The sequence below is a fragment of the Janthinobacterium sp. 13 genome, from assembly GCF_002749695.1.
GTDB classification, from domain to species: domain Bacteria; phylum Pseudomonadota; class Gammaproteobacteria; order Burkholderiales; family Burkholderiaceae_D; genus Janthinobacterium; species Janthinobacterium kumbetense.
In genome coordinates this window covers 4,995,901-5,018,979 of sequence record NZ_PEEQ01000001.1, presented here as the reverse complement: position 1 = coordinate 5,018,979, position 23,079 = coordinate 4,995,901, and the positions used below count along the sequence as shown (strand labels likewise).

At 64.9% G+C, this 23,079-nt stretch carries 12 protein-coding genes; 1 reads left to right on the top strand and 11 read right to left on the bottom strand.

The features are described 5' to 3' along the window. Positions 1-9: 9 nt before the first annotated feature. Positions 10-978 carry an IS1595 family transposase gene (locus CLU94_RS22090; protein WP_099667192.1) on the top strand — a complete coding sequence of 323 codons (969 nt, stop codon included), beginning with the start codon at positions 10-12 and terminating at the stop codon, positions 976-978. A 28-nt stretch (positions 979-1,006) separates the two neighbouring features. On the opposite strand, the gene CLU94_RS22085 is transcribed toward CLU94_RS22090, so the two are convergent. From CLU94_RS22085 to CLU94_RS22035, 11 genes are all read right to left on the bottom strand, one after another. Then, complete coding sequence (locus tag CLU94_RS22085; RefSeq protein ID WP_257218935.1) at positions 1,007-3,127, bottom strand: sensor histidine kinase; 2,121 nt, start codon at positions 3,125-3,127, stop codon at positions 1,007-1,009. Beyond that, entirely contained in the window at positions 3,124-5,718 is a 2,595-nt protein-coding gene (locus CLU94_RS22080; RefSeq protein WP_099668436.1) for a chemotaxis protein CheB, read from the bottom strand. The genes CLU94_RS22085 and CLU94_RS22080 overlap by 4 nt, the downstream gene beginning before the upstream one ends. Before the next feature lie 139 nt (positions 5,719-5,857). After that, positions 5,858-7,288, bottom strand: a complete 1,431-nt coding sequence (locus CLU94_RS22075; RefSeq protein WP_257218934.1) for an efflux transporter outer membrane subunit — start codon at positions 7,286-7,288, stop codon at positions 5,858-5,860. After that, positions 7,285-10,539: an efflux RND transporter permease subunit gene (locus tag CLU94_RS22070; RefSeq protein WP_099667191.1), complete on the bottom strand. Its 3,255-nt coding sequence runs from the start codon at positions 10,537-10,539 to the stop codon at positions 7,285-7,287. Before CLU94_RS22070 ends, CLU94_RS22075 begins: the two co-directional genes overlap by 4 nt. Further along, positions 10,536-13,655, bottom strand: a complete 3,120-nt coding sequence (locus CLU94_RS22065) for an efflux RND transporter permease subunit (RefSeq protein WP_099667190.1) — start codon at positions 13,653-13,655, stop codon at positions 10,536-10,538. Before CLU94_RS22065 ends, CLU94_RS22070 begins: the two co-directional genes overlap by 4 nt. After that, positions 13,652-15,019, bottom strand: a complete 1,368-nt coding sequence (locus CLU94_RS22060; protein ID WP_099667189.1) for an efflux RND transporter periplasmic adaptor subunit — start codon at positions 15,017-15,019, stop codon at positions 13,652-13,654. Before CLU94_RS22060 ends, CLU94_RS22065 begins: the two co-directional genes overlap by 4 nt. Before the next feature lie 408 nt (positions 15,020-15,427). Then, positions 15,428-15,967, bottom strand: coding sequence for a GNAT family N-acetyltransferase (locus tag CLU94_RS22055; protein WP_099668434.1), 540 nt, complete (start codon positions 15,965-15,967; stop codon positions 15,428-15,430). 88 nt (positions 15,968-16,055) lie between these two features. Further along, the gene (sppA, locus tag CLU94_RS22050) at positions 16,056-17,930 is read right to left on the bottom strand and encodes a signal peptide peptidase SppA (protein WP_099667188.1); all 1,875 of its coding nucleotides are present in this window, start codon (positions 17,928-17,930) and stop codon (positions 16,056-16,058) included. A 75-nt stretch (positions 17,931-18,005) separates the two neighbouring features. Next, positions 18,006-19,484 carry a sodium:solute symporter gene (locus CLU94_RS22045; RefSeq protein WP_099668433.1) on the bottom strand — a complete coding sequence of 493 codons (1,479 nt, stop codon included), beginning with the start codon at positions 19,482-19,484 and terminating at the stop codon, positions 18,006-18,008. Between the two features lie 81 nt (positions 19,485-19,565). Then, entirely contained in the window at positions 19,566-20,783 is a 1,218-nt protein-coding gene (locus CLU94_RS22040) for a YeeE/YedE family protein (RefSeq protein WP_099667187.1), read from the bottom strand. A gap of 206 nt (positions 20,784-20,989) precedes the next feature. Continuing rightward, entirely contained in the window at positions 20,990-22,990 is a 2,001-nt protein-coding gene (locus CLU94_RS22035; RefSeq protein WP_099667186.1) for a PhoX family protein, read from the bottom strand. Between the last annotated feature and the right edge of the window lie 89 nt (positions 22,991-23,079).

Below are 23,079 nucleotides of genomic sequence, written 5' to 3'. Positions count from 1 at the left end.
GAGCAGATCATGCAGCCAGCCGAATGGATCAGCTTTATCGCACAGTTTGCTTACCTGAACCGGCGCCAGCGGCAGGCAGGCATAACCTTGCTGCGTGGCAACGCGCCACATGACGCGACCGTCGCGCTGCTGGAAAGCGTGGCGCAGCCGCGCTTGGCCTGTCCCGCCTGCCACGCGCATCAGCTGCACCGGCATGGCCATGCGCATGGCTTGCAGCGCTACCGTTGTGTACCGTGCGGGCGCACTTTCAATGCCTTGACGGGCACGCCGCTGTCCCGCTTGCGCCATAAATCGTTGTGGATCGCCTATGCCGATTGCCTGCTCGATTCCAGGTCGGTACGCCAGGCCGCTCAGCAGTTGGGACTGCACCGCAACACCACGTTTCGCTGGCGCCACCGTTTTCTCCGCGTCGCCAGGACGGATCGGCCGCATGGCCTGCATGGCATTGCCGAGGCGGACGAGTTATATGTGCTGGAATCGGAAAAAGGATCCAGGCAGATGACGCGTCCGGCCCGCCGCCGGGGCGGCCATGCCCGCCAGCGCGGTATTTCCGATGAGCAGGTCTGTATCCTGGTGGCGCGCGACCGTACAGGCCAGACCCTCGATTTCGTCACGGGCAAAGGGGCGTTGACGAAGGCACAGCTGCACCGCTGTTTGTTGCCCGTCATCGATAAGGATGTCCTGCTGGTAACGGATGGCCATGCCGCCTACCGGGCGTTTGCCAGGGAAGCGGGCATCAGCCACCAGGCCGTCAACTTGCGCGCCGGCATCCGTGTGCAGGGCGCCGCGCATGTGCAGAACGTCAATGCGTATCACAGCCGTCTGCGGGACTGGCTGCGGCCCTTTCGCGGCGTGGCGACGCGCTACCTGCCGAATTACCTGGGCTGGCGCTGGATACTCGACGCCAGGCGCATCCGCTCACCAGAAACGTTATTGAAAGCAACGCTGGGAGCATTCCCACATTTGACGGTGACATAGCCAAAATTATCCCATTGCAATTTCTGTATCAGGCGGCCGGCCGTCCCGTCCCCTGCAAGGGGATCTGCAGGGCCAGCCGGCAACCGGCGCCCGAGGCCGGCACACCGACCTCGAACTGCCCGCCCAGCGCCGTCACCCGCTCGGCAATGCCGATCAGGCCAAAGCACTGCTTCTTGCGCTGCTGCTGGGGCGTGATGCCGATGCCGTTGTCGCTGATGGCCACATACACGGCGCAGGCATCCGAACTGAGCTCGATCTCGACCTGGCTGGCCTGGGCATGGCGCATGACGTTGCTGAGCGCTTCCTGCACGATGCGGAACAGCACGATCTCGACCTGGCTGCCGATGGCGGAAAACAATGCCTCGTCGCGTATCAGCAGCTGGCAAGCGACGCCGCTGCGCTTGCGGAAGTCGCCCACCTGCCACTCGATGGCGGCTTGCAAGCCCAGGTCCAGCGCCATCGGGCGCAGCTCGTTCATGATGCCGCGCACGCTCTTGATGGTGGTGTCAACGTTGCTGAGCACGGCGCCGACCCGGCGGTGCAGGCGCGGATGGGAGCCTTCCGTGCGCGCGCTGAGCATGGAAATATCGATGCGCAGCGCCAGCAGGTTTTGCCCCAGTTCATCGTGGATATCGCGCGAAATGCGCTTGCGCTCGTCTTCCTTGGCCGTTTCCAGGTGCAGCGCCAGCTGGCGCAGCTGCGCATGCGACTGGCGCAGGGCGCCATCCATCAGCTTGCGTTCGGTGATGTCCGTATGCGCCACCACCACGCGCAGCGGCCCTTCGCCGAGGAAACGGCTGATCCTGGCCTGCGACCAGCGGGGACCCGAGCGCGTGGCAAACTCATATTCGAGCGCAAACGTGTCCGCGTTGCCGGCGATGACGGAGCGGATGCCGGCGGCCAGCTCGCGCCCGGCGCTGCGCTGCCAGCGCGGGTCCGTGTCGCAAAATTCCAGGTAGTGCAGCGGCTGCGGCGTTTGCCCGACGAAGGCCAGGCAAGCCTGGTTGGCATGCACGACGCGGCCCGACCGGTCCAGCACCAACACCCGGTCCGTCAGGGAATCGATGGTGGCGTGAAAGAAGCGCTCGGCATCGCGCAAGGCTTCCTGCGCCCGCTCACGCTGGTGCACTTCCAGCTGCAGGTGCTGGTTGGCCCGCAGCAATTCGGCCGTGCGGTCGACCACCCTTTGGTCCAGCTCGCGGTGCAGTTCGCGCAAGTCCGCCTCGGCCAGCTTGCGCTCGGTGATATCGGAAAACACGCCGACAAAGTGGCTGATCGCGCCATCCGGGCTGCGCATCGGCGTGATCGACAGCGATTCGACGAAGCGCTCGCCATTCTTGCGCCGGTTCACCAGTTCGCCATACCAGCTGCCATCCTGGTGCAGGCTGCGCCACATGGCTTCATAAAAGTGCGGCAAATGCGTGCCGCCGCCGAGGAAGGACGGATCGCGGCCGATGGCTTCCTCCGCCTGGTAGCCGGTAATGGTGGTGAACGCGGGGTTGACGGAAATGATGCGGTTGGCGCTGTCCGTCACCAGCACGCCTTCGCGTATGCTGTCGAGTATCACGAAGGCGCGCCGCAAGGCCGATTCGCGCGCGTGCTCGTCGCCCAGGTCCGTCACCAGCATGCGCGCCGTGGCGCTGTCCGCATCGTAATTGGCTTCGATGCGCACCATGCCGCACATGCCGCCCGCTTCGCCTTCGAACAGCGGCGCTTCGAGCACCTGGCGCGCGCCGCCGGTGAAGACGGCGTCGAGGAAGCGCCGGAAGCCGCCCTGCGCCTGGGGCGCGACGAATTGCTCGAAACGCCGTCCCAGCAACCGGTTCTTGTCCCGTTGCAACAAGCCGCAAGCCGCCACGTTGACACGCGTGATCACGCCTTCGCGCGCCAGCGAAAAGTAACTGACGGGCGCCTGTTCATACAGCTGCGCATAACGGTCGCGGCTGCTTTCAAATTCGTTTTTCAGCTGTTCCAGCTCGGCCAGGGCCGCGCTCTGCATTTCCAGCTCGATCTGGCTGACCTGCAACTCATGCAACTGACGCATCACGTCTTCATTCGACTGCGGCACGGGCTGGCGCTGCTCCGCGGCCAATTGCTCCGCCTGCTCTCTCAGGCGGGCCGGCGCGCTGCCGTCGAATGGTTCGCTCATGACACGTGCTCGCCGCTACTACCGCCGGCCACGGCGCCGGACTGGATCTGGCGCAGCTGGGCTTCCAGCAGTTTCGACTCTGTAATGTTGATGAAGGTCACCACCACGCCATCGATCACATTTTCGATCGTGCGGTACGGCATTATGCGCACGTTGTACCAGCGCCCCGTCTTGGTTTCCACTTGCCGCTCGCAAAACACCAGGCTGCGGATCACTTCCAGCGCATCGTCTTCCAGGCCCGGATAATCGAGGTCGTTGACGATGTCGCTGAGCGGACGGCGCAAGTCCGTCTGGATCAGCTTATAGATTTGCGTGGCCGGCGCCGTGAAGCGGCGGATGCGCAGGTCGCTGTCGAGGAAAATGGTGGCGATATCGGTACTATTGAGCAGATTCTTCATGTCGCTATTGACCAGCGACAAATCATCGACCTTCGATTGCAGCTCCGCATTGACCGTGTACAACTCTTCGTTGAGCGACTGCATCTCTTCCTTCGACGTGGTCAGCTCCTCGTTCGTCGATTGCAGCTCTTCATTGGTCGACTGCAGTTCCTCGTTGGCCGATTTGAGTTCCTCGCGCGACGTCTGCATCTCGTCGCGCACGGCCTGGATTTCATTGCGCGCCTGCGCCAGTTGCTGTTCCAGTTCCAGCACCTTGGGGTTCGGCGAGCGGCCGCGGCGCGCCTCGGCCACCAGCGGCGCGCTGGCAAACGTCACGAACACCATGCCGCGCAAGGATTCAGGCTGGCTCAGCGCTTCCGCGCTCAGGTCGACGCCCAGCGACTGTCCCAGGTGGTCCTTGACCACCAGCCCCTTCAGGCGCACCACCCTCTCGCTCTGCAAGGCTTCCTTGATGAGGCCAGCCAGCTCGTAGCGCAAGCCTTCGCGCGCCATGGCGTGGATATTCCAGTTGGCCTTGCCGGCTGCCGGTTCGAGGAAGGCGCCCGTGCGCCCGTTGATGTACAGGATGTCGCCATCCTGGTTCAGCAGCGCGGCAGCCGGTGAATATTTCTGGAGCAATAATTGCTCGACATGGGATTGAATCTTTCCAGTCATGCTGACTTCTCTCGTGTCGCTAGGTGTAGGGGGGGATGCCAACGATACCTTGGTGGGGAAATACGTGGGCAGGCGCTGACGCGCCAGGTTGTCGAGGCGGCGGTACAGCCGGGTCGACGTGGTCAGCGGTGAAAACAGGTCGGAAAAATGGCCGGGCGTGTCGGCGCTGCCCAGCAGCAAAATCCCGTCGCGGTTCAAGGCGTAATGAAACAGGGGTATCAAACGCTGCTGCAGCTTGGCATTGAGATAAATCAGCAGATTGCGGCAGCACAGGATGTCGAGCTTGGTGAACGGCGGATCGGAAATGATGTTTTGCTGGGCAAAGATGATCGTGTTGCGTATCTCTTTTTTCACGTGATAATCGTTCTTGTCGCGCAAGAAGAAACGCCCGAGGCGTTCGGCCGACACGTCGCTGCTGATGCTGTGTGGAAAGCGCCCCTGGCGCGCACGGTCGATGGCGTCGGCCGACAGGTCGGTGGCAAAGATCTGCAGGCTGTACTTCGACGGCGGATTGATGCTGGCCACCACTTCATGGAATACCATGGCCAGCGAATACGCTTCCTCGCCCGTGGAACAGGCGGGCACCCAGGCCTTGAACGCGCGTCCTTCCGGATGGGCCGCCAGCAATTGCGGCAAGGCGACCATCTTCAGGTATTCCCACACTTTCGGGTCGCGGAAGAAACTCGTCACGCCGATCAGCAATTCCTTGAACAGCAAGTCGATTTCGGTGGGATTGGCACGCAGATACGGCACGTATTCTTCCATCGACGACATTTGATACAAGCTCATGCGCCGCTCGATGCGCCGCAGCACCGTGTTGATCTTGTAATCCGTAAAACTGTTGCCCGTGTGTTCGGACAGCAAGGCGACAATTTCCTGCAAGGAATTTCGCCCGTTCGGTTCATGGCCCGGCAGGCTGAGGAAGCTGCTGCGGAACAGATAGGTGATGATCTTGTCCGGCATCTTGTCGGGAAAGTCGACCAGGTCCACCACTTCCGCGGCAATCGCGCTTTGCGGCATCATGTCGAACTTGGCCGTGTCCGGATGCTGGGCCAGGGTCAGGCCCCCTGCCTGCTTGATCGCCTGCAAGCCGCGCGTGCCGTCATTACCCATGCCGGAAAAAATCACGCCCACGGCCAGTTCGCCCAGTTCGCTTGCGAGGCTTTCGAAAAAGGTGTTGATGGGCAAGCGGTGCCCGCGCAGCTGCACCGGTTCGCTGAGCACGAAACGCCCCTTGGACAAGCCCAGGTCGGCATTCGACGGTATCACATAGATATGGTTGGGCCGCAACTCCGCCTGGTGCGTGATTTCCGTGACGGGGATGCTGGTGGCGCGCTGCAGCAGTTCCGGCAGCATGGCCTTTTGCGTGGGATCAAGATGCTGGATCACCACATAGGCAATCCCGCTCTCCTGCGGCACGTTCGCCAGGAAGGCAACGATGGGATCGAGTCCGCCGGCGGATGCGCCGATGGCCACCACGGGGAAAACGATGGTGGCCACTTCAGGGACGGAAGCATTGCTGTGTTTACTGCGTGTCATCTTCTGCAAGAGTGCAGCCACGGCCAAAGCGTCAGGCTGGGAATTGATAATCTTGCATTCTAGCACTCAAGATGCGCGGCAAAACACGAATTTGGCGCAGGGCTTTTCCCTGCGCCAGGCTGCCCCCTAGCCGTCCCCTTTACTGCGCCTGCGGCACGTGCCAGCCGCCGCCCAGCGACTGGATCAGGGCCACGGCCGTCGTCTGGCGGTCCGCCTGCGCCTGCACCAGCGAACGGCGCGCCGACAGGGCCGTCACTTGCGCCGTCACCACGTCCGTATAGCCGACCTGGCCCGCGTTGTAGCGGTTCAGCATCTGCTGCTCGACCTGGTCGGCGGCGGATGACGCCTGCTGGCGCAAGGCCAGCTGTTCGGCCAGCGCGCGCGTGGCCGACAACTGGTCTTCCACGGCGCCAAAGGCACTCAATACCGTCTGGCGGTAGCGCGCCACGGCCGCCTCGTGTCCCGCCTTGGCCGCATCCACGCTGGCCGTGGTGGCGCCCGCGTTGAACAGGGTTTGCGCGGCCGACACGCCCAGCGACCACAGGCTCGATGAGGCATTGAACAGGTCGCCCACCTTGCTGGCGCCGGAACCGTAGGAACCCGTCAGGTTCAGGCTCGGGTAATACGCGGAACGGGCGATGCCGATCTGCTCGTTGGCCACGGCCACCCGGCGCTCGGCAGCAGCGATGTCGGGACGGCGCTGCAGCAGGGTCGACGGCACGCCCAGCGGCACCTCGGGCACGGTCAGGGTCCACGGCGCCACGGCCAGGCTGAAGTCGGACGGCGCGCGGCCCAAAAGTATCGCGATCGCATGTTCCAGCTGCGCGCGTGAACGCGTCTGGCTCGACAGGTCGATCTGCGCATTGGCCAGCTGCGTCTGCGCCTGCAGCAGGTCGGACTTGGCGGCGATGCCCGAATTGAAGCGGTTGCTGGTGATGTCGAGCACGCGCTTGTAGCCATCGATGGTGGCATTCAGGAGCGCGATCTGCGCATCGCTCTGGCGCAGCGAAAAGTAATTGGTGGCCAGCTCGCCCTGCGCCGACAGGCGCGCGGCGGCCAGGTCGGCCGCGCTGGCGCTGGCGCTGGCGTCCGCGCCCGTCACGCCGGCGCGCAGCTTGCCCCACACGTCCGGTTCCCACGACGCGCCGATGGCGGCCTTGAAGTTGTTGTTCGTCTGCTGCTCGCCGCCGCCGCCCGAGCGGGCGCCGCTGCCCGTCAGGTTCACGGTGGGGAACAGCGAGGCGCGCTGTTCGCGCACCAGCGCGCGCGCCTGCTCGTAGGAAGCGATGGCGGCGGCCACGTTCTGGTTCGAGATGTCGATGCCTTCGGCCAGCTGGTTCAATTGCGCGTCGCCGAACAGGGTCCACCACGGTCCCCGCTCCAGGGTGTCGGCCGGCACGGCAGGCTGCCAGCCGGCCGCCTCCTTGAACGCTTGCGGCGCGGCGGCCGTCGGCGTTTCATACGCGGGGCTGACGGCGCAGCCGGCCAGCAGGAGGACGGCGGTGGCGACGCCCAGTGCCAGCAGGTGGCGTGCAGGGACGGTCGATACGATAGGTTTTACTTGCTTCATGATTGTGTGCTCGGGTTATCTGGCCCAGGAATGCGGCTCAATTGCTGCTCGTCGGCGCTGCGCGTGCGCAGCTTGTCGAGCAGGATGTAGACCACCGGGGTGGTCAGCAATGTGAGTAACTGGCTGGCAATCAGGCCGCCGATGATGGCGACCCCCAAGGGCTGGCGTAGCTCTGACCCCTCGCCGAAACCGATCGCCAGCGGCAAGGCGCCAAGCGCCGCCGCCAGGGTGGTCATCAGAATGGGGCGGAAACGCAGCAAACAAGCCTCGCGCACCGCTTCCACAGCTGTCAGCCCGCGCGAACGCTCGGCCTCCAGCGCGAAGTCGATGATCAATATAGCATTTTTCTTGACGATACCGATCAACAGGAACACGCCGATCAGGGCGATGATGGAAAACTCCATGCGGAACAGCAGCAAGGCCAGCACGGCGCCCACCCCCGCCGACGGCAAGGTCGACAGCACGGTGACGGGGTGGATCAGGCTTTCGTACAGGATGCCCAGCACGATGTAGATCACCACGATGGCCGCCAGGATCAGCAGCGGCTGCTCCTTGTTGCTGTCCTGCGCACTCTTCGCCGAACCCTGGAAGCTGCCGCGCACGTTCACGGGCATGCCGATTTCCGACTCCGCCTGGGCCACGGCAGCCTGCCCGTCGCTGAGCGGATAGCCGTCGGCCAGGTTGAACGACACGGTGGTCGCCAGTTCGCCGCCCTGGTGGTTGATCGACGTCGCCGTCGAGCTTTCCGCGAAGCTGCTGAACGACGACAGCGGCACCATCTTCGCCAGGGTGGTGCTCAAGGCCGAGCCGCTGGACGGATCGCGCGCCGCCGTCGTATTGGACGTCGTCGCCGCCACGCTGGTGCTGGCCGCGGCGGTGCTGGCGGCCGTCGTGCCGGTGGCGGCGACGGCGGCCGCATTCGACGCGGGCACGTACACGGAGCGCAGCGCTTCCGGGCTTTGCGCGTAGCGGGGCGCCACTTCCATGATCACGTGATACTGGTTCAGCTCATCGTAGATGGTCGCCACCTGGCGCTGGCCGAAGCTGTTGTACAGCGCATTGTCGATATCCTTGACTTGCACGCCCAGCTGCGTGGCGCGGTCCTTGTCGATGGAAACAAAGGTTTCCACGCCGTTTTCCGCCTGGTCCGTGTCCACGTCGATCAGGGCCGGCTGCAGCTTCATCTGGTCGGCCAGTTTCGCCGCCCATTTCTTCAAGTCCGCCTGGTTGTCGCTGATCAGGGTGTACTGGTACGTGGAATTGCTGGAGCGCCCGCCCATGCGCAAATCCTGCACGGGGTTGAGGAACAGCGAAATGCCCGTCACCTTGGCCAGCTGCGGGCGCAGGCGGGCGATCACGGCTTGCCCCTTGTCCGTGCGCTGCGAGGCCGGCTTCAAGTCGATGAACATGAAGCCGCCCCCCGCCCTGCCGCCGCCCGTGAACCCGACGACGGTGGCGACGGCCGGATCGTCCTTGATGATGTCGACCAGCTGGCGCAATTTGGCCTGCATGGCCTGGAACGAGATGCTCTGGTCGGCGCGCATGCCGCCATTGATCTGGCCCGTGTCCTGCTGCGGGAAAAAGCCCTTGGGCGCGGCCGCGAACAGGTACACGTTCAGGCCGACGACGAACACGAGGATCGTCATCACGAGAGCGGCGCTCGACAAGGCCCAGTCCAGGCAGTGTTCATACACGTTCAGCATGCGCTCGAAGCCCCGCTCGAACCAGCGCGCGACGACGCCTGGCGGCTTGTGCTGCTGCCCGCTTTTCAGCAGCCAGGCGCACATCATCGGCGTGGTGGTGAGCGAGATGACGAGCGAAATCATCACGGCGGCCGACAGGGTCACGGCGAATTCGCGGAACAGCCGCCCCACCTGGCCGCCCATGAACAGCAGCGGGATGAAGACGGCCACCAGCGACAGGCTGATCGACAGCACCGTAAAGCCCACTTCGCGCGCGCCCAGCAGGGCCGCCTTGAAGCGGTCCATGCCTGCCTCGATGTGGCGCTGCGTGTTTTCCAGCACCACGATGGCATCATCGACGACAAAGCCGGTGGCCACCGTGAGCGCCATCAAGGAAAGGTTATTTAGCGAAAAGCCCAGCATGTACATCACGCCGAAGGTGCCCAGCAGCGAGACGATGGTGGCCACGGCGGGGATGATGGTGGCGCGCACGCTGCGCAAAAAGGCGCTGACCACCAGCACGACGAGCACGATGGACAGGATCAGCGTGAACTCGATCTCGTGCAGGGACGAGCGGATGGAATTGGTGCTGTCGGACGCCACCTGCAGCTTGATGTCGCCGGGCAGCTGCGCCTGCAGTTGCGGCAGCAGCGCGCGCACGCCGTCCACCGTGGCGATGACGTTGGCGCCGGGCTGGCGCGTGATCAGCACGATGACGGCCGGGTCGCCATTGAACAGGCCCAGGGTATTGTTGTTTTCCACGCCGTCGACCACTTCGGCCACGTCGTCGAGGCGGATGGCGGCGCCGTCGCGCCAGGCCACCACCAGGCTGCGGTAATCGGCGGCGCTGCGCCCGCCCGACGCCGTCGCCGCGCCCGAATAGATCTGCAGGCTGCGCTCGTCGCCGGAAATCGCCCCTTTCGGGCGGTTGGCGTTGCTGGCCTGGATGGCCGCGCGCACGTCTTCCATCGATACGGCATAGTGATTGAGCTGGTACGGCAGCAGTTCCACGCGCACGGCCGGCAGCGAGCCGCCGCCCAGTTCCACGTCGCCCACGCCCTTCACTTGCGCCACTTTCTGCTGCACCAGGTTCGACACGGCGTCGTAGATCTGGCCCGGCGTGCGCGTCTTCGACGTCAGCGCCAGGATGATCACGGGCGCGTCGGACGGATTGGCCTTGCGGTAGGTGGGGTTGCTGCGCAGGGTGGCCGGCAAGTCCACGCGCGAGGCGGCAATGGCCGCCTGCACTTCGCGCGCGGCCGAATCGATCTTGCGGTTCAAGTCGAACTGCAGATTGATGCGCGCCGAGCCCGTGCCCGACGACGACGTCATCTCGTTCACGCCCGAGATCACGCCCAGGCGCCGTTCCAGCGGCGTGGCCACCGACGTGGCCATGGTCGCGGGGCTGGCGCCGGGCAGGCTGGCGCTGACGGAAATGGTCGGATAATCGACCTGCGGCAGCGGCGAGACGGGCAGCACGAAGAAGGCGCCGATCCCGGCCAGCGCGATGCCGATGGTCAGCAGCACGGTGGCGATGGGGCGCTTGACGAACGGTTCGGACAGGTTCACGCGGCGCTCCCCGCGTTATCGGCCGGCTTGTCCAGGTTCACCGCGGGCGTCTTGCGCGCGAAGCGCTGGCCCAGGCGGTCGAAGCCCAGGTAGATGACGGGCGTGGTAAACAGGGTCAGCACCTGGCTGACGATCAAGCCGCCGAAGATGGCCAGGCCCAGCGGACGGCGCAACTCGGCGCCCTCGCCCCAGCCCAGCATCAGCGGCACGGCCGCGAACAGGGCCGCCAGGGTCGTCATCAGGATCGGGCGGAAGCGCAGCAGCGCCGCCTGGTGGATGGCTTCCTGCGGGCTTTTCCCTTCATCGCGCTCGGCCTCGATGGCGAAGTCGATCATCATGATGGCGTTCTTCTTGACGATGCCGATCAGGAGGATGATGCCGATGATGCCGATCACGCCCAGGTCTTGCCCGGAAATCATCAGCGCCAGCAAGGCGCCCACGCCGGCCGACGGCAGGGTCGACAGAATCGTCAGCGGGTGGATATAGCTTTCGTACAGCACGCCCAGCACGATGTAGACGCAGACGACGGCGGCCAGAATGAGCCACAGCTGGTTCGACAGCGAGTTTTCATACGCGCCGGCCGCGCCGAGGAAGGTCAAGGTCACCGATGGCGGCAAGGCGATGTCTTTCGCCGCCTGGCGGATGGCGTCGACGGCGCTGCCCAGGGCCACGCCTTGCGTCGTATCAAAGCCCAGCGTCGTGGCCGGGTATTGCGCCACGTGCGTGATTTGCAACGGTGCCTGTTTTTCGCTGACGCTGGCAAAGGCGGACAGCGGCGTCGACTTGCCGGAACCCGTGCGCACCTGCAGGTCCGACAGGTCAGACGGCGTCGTGACGATGCCCGGCTGCGCTTCGAGGATCACGCGGTACTGGTTGGTTTCCGTGAAAATCGTCGAAATGATGCGCTGGCCGAAGGCGTTGTACAGCGCATCGTCGACGGTGGCCGTGGTGACGGACATGCGCGCGGCGCTGTCGCGGTCGATGGCGACCGTCACGGCGGCGCCCGTGGCGCCCGCATCCGTGACGACGTTGCGCAGCTGCGTTTTTTCGCGCATGCGCGCCGCCAGCTTGCCGGCCCACTCGGTGACGGTGGCCGTGTCGGCCCCTTCGAGCGAGACGCGGTACTGCGTCGGCCCCGATTCCGCATCGATGGTCAGATCCTGCGTCGGCTGCAGATACAGGGTCACGCCGGCCACCTTGGCCACGCGGTCGCGCAGGCGCTCCATGATCTCGTCCTGGCTGCCGCTGCGCGGACGCTTGAGATTGATCAGCATGCTACCCGTGTGCAGCATGGTATTGTTGGCCGCATCGACGCCGACGAGGGAACTCAAGGTATCGACTGCAGGATCTTCCAGCAGCGCGCTGGCGGCTGCCTGCTGCAAGGTGGCCATGCGCTCGTACGAGACGGCTTGCGAGGTTTCGATGCGCGCCTGCAGCTGGCCCGTGTCCTGCGTGGGGAACAGGCCTTTCGGAATCGTGATGTACAGGATGACGGTCAGCAGCAAGGTGGCCAGGGCGACGAGCAAGGTCAGGCCCTGGCGTTTCAAGACCCACACGAGCGCATGGTCGTACTGCACGATCACCTTGTCGAGAAAAGCCTGGATGCGCTGTCCCGTGGCGCTGATCTTTTCATCGGCGTGGCTCTTCAGCCAGCGCGCCGACATCATCGGCACCAGGGTGAGCGACACCACGGCGGAAATCAGGATCGTGATGGCCAGGGTCATGGCGAATTCGCGGAACAAGCGGCCCACCACGTCGCCCATGAACAGCAGGGGAATGAGCACGGCGATCAGGGAGACAGTCAGCGAGATGATGGTAAAGCCGATCTGCGACGCGCCCTTCAGGGCGGCGGCCATCGGCGTTTCGCCCTCCTCGATGTAGCGGGCGATGTTTTCGATCATGACGATGGCGTCGTCGACGACGAAGCCCGTGGCAATCGTCAGCGCCATCAGGGACAGGTTGTTCAGGCTATAGCCGAGCAGATACATGACGCCGCAGGCGCCGATCAGCGAAATCGGCACGGACAGGCTGGCGATCACGGTGGCGCGCATGCTGTGCAGGAAGGCGAAGATCACCAGCACCACCAGCAGCACGGATAGCAGCAGTTCCATTTCCACGTGTTCGACGGAAGCGCGGATGCCCGTCGTGCGGTCGCTCAGCACGTCGAGCTTCATGGCCGCCGGCAGGCTGGCCTGCAGGTCGGGCAGCAGGGCCTTGATGGCGTCGACCGTCTTGATGACGTTGGCGCCCGGCTGGCGCTGCACGTTCAGGATGATGGCCGGCTGCTTGCCGGACCAGGCGCCCAGGCGCGTGTTTTCCGCGCTGTCGACGACATTCGCCACGTCCGACAAGCGCACGGGCGCGCCGTTTTTATAGGTGATGATCAGGCGCTTGTAGTCTTCCGCCGTGACGAGTTGATCGTTCGCGTTGATGGTGAACGAGCGCGTGGGACCGTCGAAACTGCCCTTGGCGCTGTTGACGTTGGCCGCCGCGATGGCCGTGCGCAGGCTGTCGAGGCCCAGGCCGTACGAGGCCAGCAATTTGGTGTCGCCCTGGATGCGCACGGCGGGACGCTGGCCGCCCGACAGCGACACGAGGCCCACGCCGTTGACCTGGCTGATCTTCAGCGCCAGGCGCGTGTTGACGATGTTCTGCACCTGCGTCAGCGGCATCGTGTCCGACGTGATGGCCAGGGTCAGCACGGGCGCGTCGGCCGGGTTGATCTTCGCGTACACGGGCGGCGCCGGCAAGTCGGTCGGCAGCAGCGAGCCGCCCGCGTTGATGGCCGCCTGCACTTCCTGCTCGGCCACGTCCAGGGTCTGGCCCAGGGTGAATTGCAGGGTGATGATGGAAACGCCGGCCGCGCTGGTGGAACTCATGCGCTGCAAGCCGGACATCTGCCCGAACTGGCGCTCCAGCGGCGCCGTCACGGTCTGCCCCATGACTTCGGGACTGGCGCCCGGGTACAGGGTCTGCACCTGGATGGTGGGGAAGTCCACCTGCGGCAAGGCGGCCAGCGGCAGGAACTTGAAGCCGACCAGCCCCGCCAGCACGATGGCCAGCATCAGCAGCGCCGTGGCGACGGGGCGCTTGATGAAGGGAGTCGATGGACTCATTGCGCTGCGCCCTTCGCCGGCGCAGTAGCTGGCACTGCGGCTGACGCGGATGCCGATGCGGACGCCGAGGCGCTGGCCGCGCCGTCAGCGTGCTGGCGGCGGTGGCGGCGTTCGCCGTTCGCCCCGGCGGCACCGGCAGCACCGGCGCCGCCCATGGCAGGCTTGTCGCCCGCCAGGGTGACTTTCGCACCCTCCTTCAGGCGGTCGGCGCCTTCCGTGATGACTTGCTCTCCCGCTTCCAGGCCGGCGCGGATTTCCACCATGTCGGTGGTCGCCTGGCCCCGCGTGACCATGCGCACGGTAACGGTCTTGTCCGCTTTCAGCACGTAGACGAAGTCGCCGTTGTTGCTGTGGCGCAAGGCCGTCACGGGCACCAGCACGGCGCCCGTGATGTTGCCCAGTTCCAGGCGCACGTTGACGAACTGGCTGGGGAACAGGGCCATCTTGTCGTTCGTGTAGCGGGCCTTGGCGCGCACGGTGCCCGTCTGCACGTCGACCTGGTTGTCGAGCGCCGTCAGGCTGCCCTTGTCCAGGGTATGCGTGCGCGTGCGGTCCAGCGCCAGCGCCGCCAGGGCCGTGCCGCCATTCAGGCGTTCCTGGATGGTCTGCACTTTATCCTGCGGCACGGAAAATTCCACGTCGATGGGCGACAGCTGCGTCACCACCACCACGCCGCCCGTGTCGCTGGTGCTCACCAGGTTGCCGATATCGACCACCTTCAGGCCCGCGCGGCCGCTGATCGGCGACACCACCTTGGTGTAGCCCAGGTTCAGCCTGGCCGTGCCTTCGGCGGCGCGGTCCGTCATCACGGTACCTTCCAATTGTTTGACCAGGGCGGCCTGCGTGTCGACATCCTGGCGGGCGATGGAATCCTGGCCCAGCAGGGTTTGATAGCGTTTCAGGGTCAGGCGCGCGTTTTCCAGCTGCGCTTCATCGCGCTGGCGCTGGCCCGTGGCCTGCATCAGCGCCATCTCGAACTGGGCCGGGTCGATCTGCGCCACCACCTGGCCCGCCTTGACCATGCCGCCTTCCTTGAATTTCAGCTCCTTCAAAATGCCCGACACTTGCGGGCGCACCGTCACGGTGGACGCGGCCGTCACCGTGCCCAGCGCATCGAGCACCACGGGCAAGTCGGATTTCACGGCCGTGGCCACGCCCACGGTGGTCGAGGGGCCGCCGCGGCGCCCGCCCGGGCCTCCCGGCCCTCCGGGGCCACCGGCGCCGGGCTGCGCGCTGACGCCCGAATGGGTCAGGTACCAGGCACCGCCCCCCAGCGCAGCCATCACGGCCAGCGCGATGACCGTGCCGACGATTTTCGAACGGCGGCTGCGCCGCGGGGTGTTGGGTGTAATCTGCGAATCCATCGCTTATCCTTGTCTAGGCCGCTGGCACGGCGAGTCTGTGGCGCCGGCCGAGGTGGAACACACTCAGGCCGGACGACCGTTTTTCGGGGTTGTTTCGGTACAAAGCCGGGGGAGTCAAGAGCTGAAAGTCAGCTGAAAAAAACATCGCTCCCTAGCGTGAAACGACTCTAGCATAGTCATGTAACTGTTTCATTTCTACTTGAAACAATTACACACAGCCAGACAGGCATGGAAGGATCAGACGGGCCGGCAGACATGCCGCCCCTGTGGGGGAACGGTGGAAGAATCAGGCTTGCGGGGTGTCGCGCCCAAGCGCCGGCGGCGCGCGGGCGACTCGCATGCAGATACAAACTCGCTACAAATCTCCCGCCAGCCGGCTTGACCTGGCGCCGCGCAGGCCGTTGGCGCTTACAGCGTCATGCCGAGGATGACATCCTGATAGTCGGTGCGGCCCACGCGGAAGGTGCGCCGGCCCACCTGCGCAAAGCCGCAGCGCGCATAAAACGCCAGCGCATCGTGGTTTTCCGCGTACACGCCCAGCAGCACCCTTCCCGCCCCGCCGGCGCGCGCCTGTTCCACGGCCGCCTGCATCAGGCGCTGGCCCACGCGCTGCCCCTGGAAGCGGTGCAGCAGGTAGATGCGCTTGATTTCCAGGTCGTCCGGCCGCGGGTCGGCCACCGGCAGGCTGGCCGGACTGAGGACCAGGTAGCCGACGGGCGCGCCGCCCGGCGTGGCCTCGGCCAGCCACAGGCGCATGGCCGGCAGCGCCAGCCAATCGCGGTACAGCTGCGCGTCGTGCTGGCGCTGGCAATGGGCGATGACGTCGGCGCCATCGAGGATGCCGGCGAACGCTTCCAGGAAAGTCGCTTGCCCCACCAGCGCCAGCGCCAGCTCGTCGCCCTTGGCGCAGGGGCGGATGGTGATGGCCGTGCCGGTTTTTTCGTTCATGTCGCTTGCCATGCCTTGCTCCTCATCGCTGTCCTGCATATGAAACAAGCCGGGCGAAGCCGGCTTGGGTAGCTTGTCTATGCTGGTGTTACTTGCCGCCCAGGGGCACCTCGCACAGGCAGTGCGTGAGGGCCATGAACGGTTTGTGCTCGCGCGTGATGCCGGACAGCCAGCTCAGGTCCTGCGCCATGCCCAGCGCCGCGTCGGCCGGCAAGCCCGTGCCGGCCAGGCCCAGTTTCACGTGCTCGCCCAATCCCAGCGAGGCCATGGCCTTGGAGCCGAACATGCCGATCAGGCGGTCCACGTTCGACGTTTCCTGCTCCAGGTACGTCACGCGGTAGTCGGCGCCCAGGTTGGCGCGCTTGGCGGCCGACGCCAGCGCATCGCCGTAGCTGCCGATGCGGTCGACCAGGTTGCGCTCTTTCGCCTGCAAGCCCGTCCAGACGCGGCCCTGCGCCACTTCATTGATCTTTTCCGGCGTCGTCTTGCGCGCCTTGGCGGCCAGGTTCAGGAAGTCGCCATACACGTGGTTGATCGAACCCTGGATCACTTGCGCAAAGCGGGGGTCGAGCGGACGCAAAGGGTTGCCCGCGTCGGCCAGCCAGGTGGTCGGCGAGCCGGCCGTGTGGATGCCCAGCTTTTCCACCACCTTGTCGGCCGTCGGCAGAATCGCGAACACGCCGATGGAACCGGTGATGGTGGCCGCGTCGGCGATGACTTCGTCGGACGAGGTGCTGATCCAGTAGCCGCCCGAAGCGGCCACGTTGCCCATCGAGACGACCACCGGCTTGCCGGCGGCGCGCGTCAGTTCCAGTTCGCGGCGGATCAATTCCGAGCCGAAGGCGCTGCCGCCAGGCGAATCGACGCGCAGCACGACGGCCTTGATCGACTTGTCTTCGCGCGCCTGGCGGATCAGACGCGAGGTGGACAGGCCGCCGATGGCGCCCGGTGGCGCGATGCCGTCGCCGATTTCACCGGAGGCGATGACCACGCCGACGGCGTCGCCGATGTGCACGGGGCGCAGGCGCGCCAGGTAGTCGGTGTAGTTCACCTGGCGGAAATTCGTGCCTTCCGTGTTCTTCGCGCCGCGTGCCATCATGAACTGGCGCAGTTCGTCGCGCGTTTTCAGGCCATCGACCAGCTTGGCGTCCAGCGACAACTTGCCCAGGTCGCCGCCGGCCGCCGTCATCAGCGCCGGCAGCGCATCGATCGATTGCATGATGGCGCCGGCCGGCAGCTTGCGCGCCTTTTCCACGTCCGTCGTGTAGGTGGTCCACAGGCCGTTGTTCAGGTAGCGGTCCGCTTCGGCCGCCGCTTCGGACGGGCCATTGGCGATGAACGGCTCGGCCGCACTCTTGTACGTACCCACTTTCAGCAGGTTGACCGTCACGCCGACCTTGTCGAGCGCGTCGCGGTAGTAATTGCGGTAGCGGCCAAAGCCTTCCAGCATGACGCCGCCCATCGGGTGCAGGAATACCTCGTCGGCCTTGACCGCCACCAGGTACTGGCGCTGGTTGTAGCTGGAACCCCAGGCCGTCACTTTCTTGCCCGTGGCGCGGAAGCGTTCCACGCCGGCCGCCACTTCGCGCAGCGACGCGAGGCCGCCACCCTGCAATTCGTCGAGCAGGATGACCATGGAACCGATGTTCTTGTCCTTGGCCGCCGTGTCGAGCACGGCCAGCACGTCGCGCAGCTGCACGTTTTTCTTGACTTCGCCGCTGACATTGGCCAGCACCGCTTCGCGCACGCCGCCCGGGGTTTCCTCGACCAACGGGCCTTGCAAGTCCAGCACCAGCGTGGTCTTTTCCGCCAGGGGCTTGGCGCCGCCGCCAAAGATGGCGATCAGGATGGCGATGACGATCAGCAGGAAAATCAGATTGATGACCGCGCGGCGGGTGGCGTCCAGCGCGCGCCAGAATGCGCCAAAACCGCGGCGCAGCGGCGGGAAGGGGTTGAGTGACATTGATGCTCCGTGAGGTTATGTACCTAAAGGAAATCAATATAGCTGAAAATCGCCGCGATCGCCTTGGGATTCGTCTTATTTTGACAAGTATTGCGCGCCCTGGGCGCCCTGCCCTGGCGGCGTGGAAATGAGGAACAGGCCGCCCAGCACGAGGGAACCATTCAGTATCAGCAATTCCAGGCCGAGGCGGTAATGCACAAACAGCAGCGCCTGCTCCTGCTCGATCAGCGCGCACAGCAGCGGCCCGGCCACGGCCACCAAAGGCACCCAGCGGTCGCGCACGCCGCGCCGGCTCAGCAGGCCGAAGGCGAACAAACCCAGCAGCGGACCGTAGGTATAGCTGGCCAGCTTCAGGATCACGCCTATCATGCTGGGATCATCGAGCCACTTGAAGGCCATGATCAGGATCAAGAACAGGGCCGCAAAGCCCAGGTGCACCTTGCGGCGCCAGCGCATCTGCACGGCCGGGCTCAAATCCTGCCGCCGCTGCAAGCCCAGGATGTCGATGCAGAAGGTGGACGTCAAGGCCGTGAGCGCCCCGTCCACGCTGGGAAACAGGGCGGAAATGAGGGCGATGAAGAAAATCAGCTGCACCACGGCGGGGAAATGCCCGAGCACCACGGCGGGGAACAATTTATCGCCCGTGGCCGTCACGCCGGCCAGCGGCGCGTACAGGTGCAGCAAGCCGCCCAGGAAGAGGAACAGCAGCAGCACGCCGGTCAGCACCACGGTCAGGCTGAGCATATTCTTTTGCGAGTCGCGCAGGGTCCGCACGGAGATGTTCTTTTGCATCATTTCCTGGTCCATGCCCGTCATGGCAATGGTGATGAACATGCCGGCAAGAATATGCTTCCACACGTAGGCGGGGCTGTCCGGGTCGGTGGTGAAGATGCGCGTGAGGCCTTGCGCGCGCATGCGTTCGAGGCTGTCGACGAGCGACAAATCCATCTCGCGCAGCAAGAACACGCTGCAGATGACGAGACCGGCCAGCATGCACGCCGTTTGCAGGGTATCGGTCCAGACGATGGTCTTGACGCCCCCTTCATACGTGTAGATCAGGATCAGCAGCAGCACGACGCACGCCGTCAGCCAGAACGGCACGCCGAAGCTGTCGAGAATAGTTGCCTGCAGGATATTGACCACCAGATACAGCCGCGCCGTGGCGCCCAGCAGGCGCGAAACGATGAAAAACGCCGCCCCGCTCTGGTAGGAGCGCCGCCCCAGGCGCAATTCCAGATAGCGGTAAATCGACGTGAGCTGCAGCCGGTAGTACAGCGGCAGCAAGATGAAGGTGATGGCCAGGTAACCGAGCACATAGCCGATCATCAGCTGGATATAGCCGAAGCCGTTGCTGCCCACGGCGCCGGGTACGCTGATGAAGGTCACGCCCGTCAAGGTCGTGCCCACCATGCCGAAGGCCACCAGCATCCAGTTGCTGTCCTTGTTGCCGATGAAGAAACTGTCGTTGGTGGCATGGCGCGAGGTGCGCCATGCCACGCCCAGCAAGATCAGGAAATATGCGAGGACGACGGCAAACAGGATGACTGGGGACATGGATGTTGCGCTGGCGGCAAAGGTGAACAGGGGCAGCAATATACAACAAAGCGTACAGCAATGCCCCCAGGCAATCAGGCGTCAGCAGCCGGTCGGTTTGACTTTTTCCACTTCCAGGCCGAACCACGGACGCAAACGCGTGCCGATGACGTTGCCCAGGAAGGCGCACACCAGCCACAACCAGCCGTGCAAGCTGCCCGAGACGATGCCGCTGAAATAGGCGCCGATGTTGCAGCCATAGGCCAGGCGCGCGCCGTAGCCGAGCAGCAAGCCGCCGACGATGGCGGCGATCAGCGAGCGGCGCGGAATGCGCCACACGGGCGCGTAGCGGCCGGCCAGCGCGGCCGCCAGCATGGCGCCCAGCACGATGCCGATGTCCATCACGGAAGTCTTGTCTTGCGTCAATGGCGCGGCAAGGGCGGCGGCATTCGCCTTGGTGGACCAGTAAGCCCAGCTGGCCGTGTCGATACCGACCACGGAGGCCGCCTTGGCACCCCACAGGGCGAACGCCGACGTCACGCCCCACGGCTTGCCAGACAACGCCAGCGTGGCGAAGTTCAGCACGACGAGGGCGACGGCGCCCGCCACCAGCGGCCACGGGCCATGCAGCCAGGGCGACGCCTGCGCCGGGCGCAGGGGCGTGGCGACGAGCTTGCCATGGCGGCGCTTTTCCACCAGCACCGTGATGGCGGCGATCAAGGCAAAGACGATCCAGTTCAGCGCCAGCGCGGGCGCCAGGCCCAGTGTCGTGACGAGGGAAATCGGTTTGAGCTGCGGCAGCGCCGTCCAGAACGGCATGTGCGCCGTGCCGATCACGGAGCCGACGATGAAGGCGGCCAGGGTGATGAGCATGCGCGTGCTGCCCCCACCGACTGTATACAAGGTGCCGGACGCGCAACCGCCGCCCAGCTGCATGCCGATGCCGAAGATGAAGGCGCCGAAGATAACGGACGTGCCGGCGGGCGAAACGAGGCCCGCGACGGGCGTGCCGAACAGGGTGCCGGCCGACAGCGCGGGGAAAAACAGCGCCACGCCCACGGCCAGCATCAGCATTTGCGCGCGCAAGCCATCGCCGCGGCCATCGGCGATGAAGACGCGCCAGGCGGACGTGAAGCCGAAGGCCGCGTGATACAGGGTAATGCCGAGCAAGGCGCCCACCACGTACAGCGCGGCCTGGTTGATGCCGACGGTGTGCGCCAGGTACCACGCACCGATCAGGATGAGCAACAGGGCGACGCCCAGCGGTTTCGGATTGATGGCGGCGCGCAGGCCTGGCGGCGAAGCTGCAATATCGGACATGATGGGGGACGCTAAAGGGAGGGAAACGCCATTTTCCCCCGTTTTGCTGTTTTCTGCCAGCAAGTTAGCCGTCCGTCTGGCGCCGCCACGCCAAACGCCCCGTCACCCGGTTCGAGGGACGGAGCGGATGGCGAGGGGCACGCAGCGGCAGAGAAGGCCTGCGCCTGCCTGCCCTGCGTGCCCGCTGCGGCGTCAGCTGACGCGCATCATTTCGACAGTTTCACCTGCGCCAGTTCCGCCGTCAGGTAGCCGACAGCACCGCTGGCCTTGCTGTTGTAGTTGGTGTTGATGATGATGTTGATCTGATCCTTCAGCGCCGACGGCAAGGCGGGGAAGCGGCTCCACTCGTCGCCCGGATGCTGGAAGTTGCTCATCACATAGGTCCAGCCATTGATTTCGTCGACCGCATGCAGGCCCGTCGATTCCGCGCCGGCCGGGCACGACAGCAGGCGCTCCAGCTTCTTGGTATCGACGTTGTACGCCCACAGGAAGTTGTTCAGGTGGTTGCCGCTGTCCTCGCCGATGAACAGGGTGCGCAGTTTTTCCGAGAACTTCAGGTTGTCGGGGCTGGCGATCTTGGCCGGGTTGGCCGTGTTGCCCAGGCCATCGGCCGCGATGTCTTCGCCCGCGATCAGCAGGGTCGACTCGCTTGGCACCCATTCGCTGTCGATCGCCGCGCCCGTGTCATCCTTCTGTCCGCCCGTCAGCTTGTGCGACACGACGGCGCCCGCCACCAGCTTCTTGAACTTGACGTTGTGGCCGGCCACGTAGCCCGAACCGCCTTCGACCATCGAATCCTGGATGTTGGCATACGCCGAGTAGGCGATCTTGTCCTTGGCGTTGACCGTCGTGCCCTCGTTCTTGGTAAAGGCCATGCTGCCGCCCTTCAGGGCCGCGTAGCGGTGGGTTTCCAGGAAGGCGGCGGCTTTTTCCTGGCCGGCCTTGACCCTGACCCAGGCGGTTTTCTTGTTCAGCACAATCTTCGTGTAGCTGGCGTCGGACGGATCGGCCAGGGTCGAATCCATGATGTCGGTGGCCTTGATGCCGCCGTCGACCAACGCCTTGATCTCGGCGTGCGTCGCATGGCCCAGCTTGACCCATTGCAGCTTGCCGGTGGTGGTCTCGGTCAGCTGGGTCGTGTACTTGGCGACGTACAGGGTGCCGCCTGCGGCCAGGTCGGCCACCTTGTCGGCCACGAACATGAACAGCCCGCCATTCGTATAGTCGTCGCCGCCCAGGATGGTGCGCTGGTCCGGCATCACCTGCACCAGTTCGCGCGAGTAGCGGCCCAGGCAATAGTGCTTCTTGATGCTGCCGGTGCCGTCCGGGTTGACCGACACTTCCGGCAGGTGGCCGTAGTCGTACGGATTGGCGGTCGTCGTATCGCCGAAGACGTTCTTGCTGAATTCCTTGAGCACGGCCAAGGTCTGGCCACCCAGGCCCTGGTCGAAGGCGTCGGGTTCGTACTCTTCGCTCGACAGATGGGTATTCCATGGCGACAGGCTGGCGCCGCAGGTAATCCACAGGCCCTTCACCAGCGAGGTATCGACATTGTGGTATTTCACCAGCGACAGCTTGCCGGTGGTCTGGTCCTGGTCCAGGCTCAGCACGGCGATCGGCGACGGCAGCGTGCCGTAGGTGGAAGCGCCGGCCTGGTTCAGCGAATTGTATTCAAATTGCACCACGGCAAACACTGGCTTGCCCTTGACGCCGCTCACGCTGGCGTGGGCCACCGTCAGCATCGAGCTGCCGTCCGGCGAATCCGAGAAGAACTGGCGTTCCTTGCCCGGCACCGAACTGTCGATGATGGGCTGGTTCTTGATGTCGAAGTAGCCGCCCGCGATCACGGTGCCGCCCTTTCCGTCCGGCACCCGGTCGCCCGTCAGGAAGAAAGGCTGGTACGCCAGGTTATAGCTGTTGCTGCTGCCATCGCTGAAATTGACCTTGAGCTTGGAGCCGACGGTGGTCGTGGCCAGCGCGGCAGGCGAACTCGCCAGTGGCGCGGCCATGCCGGTGAATTCCGCCGTGGTAAACGTCGCGGCAGGAACGACTGGCGGCGTCACCGCTGGCACGTCGTTATCCGAACTGCCGCCACAACCGGACAGAAAAGCGCTGACGCCGGTCAAGCCGGCCAAAGGCAGCATGGGGGCACCGGCAAACAGTTGCAACAGGCGGCGGCGTGAGGACTCAGGGGCGTAATTCGACATTTTTTGTTTCTTCCGTTATAAATAAATATCGTGGGACAGACCTGCTGGAATACGAGGCCGGAGCATAAACGACAAATATTTCAGCTTGA

What these genes read in the sequence shown, in the direction of transcription:
- CLU94_RS22060 (WP_099667189.1), bottom strand. Translation starts at nt 15,019, where the DNA reads ATGGATTCGCAGATTACACCCAACACCCCGCGGCGCAGCCGCCGTTCG.
- CLU94_RS22075 (WP_257218934.1), bottom strand. Translation starts at nt 7,288, where the DNA reads ATGAAGCAAGTAAAACCTATCGTATCGACCGTCCCTGCACGCCACCTG.
- CLU94_RS22065 (WP_099667190.1), bottom strand. Translation starts at nt 13,655, where the DNA reads ATGAGTCCATCGACTCCCTTCATCAAGCGCCCCGTCGCCACGGCGCTG.
- CLU94_RS22035 (WP_099667186.1), bottom strand. Translation starts at nt 22,990, where the DNA reads ATGTCGAATTACGCCCCTGAGTCCTCACGCCGCCGCCTGTTGCAACTG.
- CLU94_RS22080 (WP_099668436.1), bottom strand. Translation starts at nt 5,718, where the DNA reads ATGACACGCAGTAAACACAGCAATGCTTCCGTCCCTGAAGTGGCCACC.
- CLU94_RS22055 (WP_099668434.1), bottom strand. Translation starts at nt 15,967, where the DNA reads ATGAACGAAAAAACCGGCACGGCCATCACCATCCGCCCCTGCGCCAAG.
- CLU94_RS22040 (WP_099667187.1), bottom strand. Translation starts at nt 20,783, where the DNA reads ATGTCCGATATTGCAGCTTCGCCGCCAGGCCTGCGCGCCGCCATCAAT.
- sppA (WP_099667188.1), bottom strand. Translation starts at nt 17,930, where the DNA reads ATGTCACTCAACCCCTTCCCGCCGCTGCGCCGCGGTTTTGGCGCATTC.
- CLU94_RS22090 (WP_099667192.1), top strand. Translation starts at nt 10, where the DNA reads ATGCAGCCAGCCGAATGGATCAGCTTTATCGCACAGTTTGCTTACCTG.
- CLU94_RS22085 (WP_257218935.1), bottom strand. Translation starts at nt 3,127, where the DNA reads ATGAGCGAACCATTCGACGGCAGCGCGCCGGCCCGCCTGAGAGAGCAG.
- CLU94_RS22045 (WP_099668433.1), bottom strand. Translation starts at nt 19,484, where the DNA reads ATGTCCCCAGTCATCCTGTTTGCCGTCGTCCTCGCATATTTCCTGATC.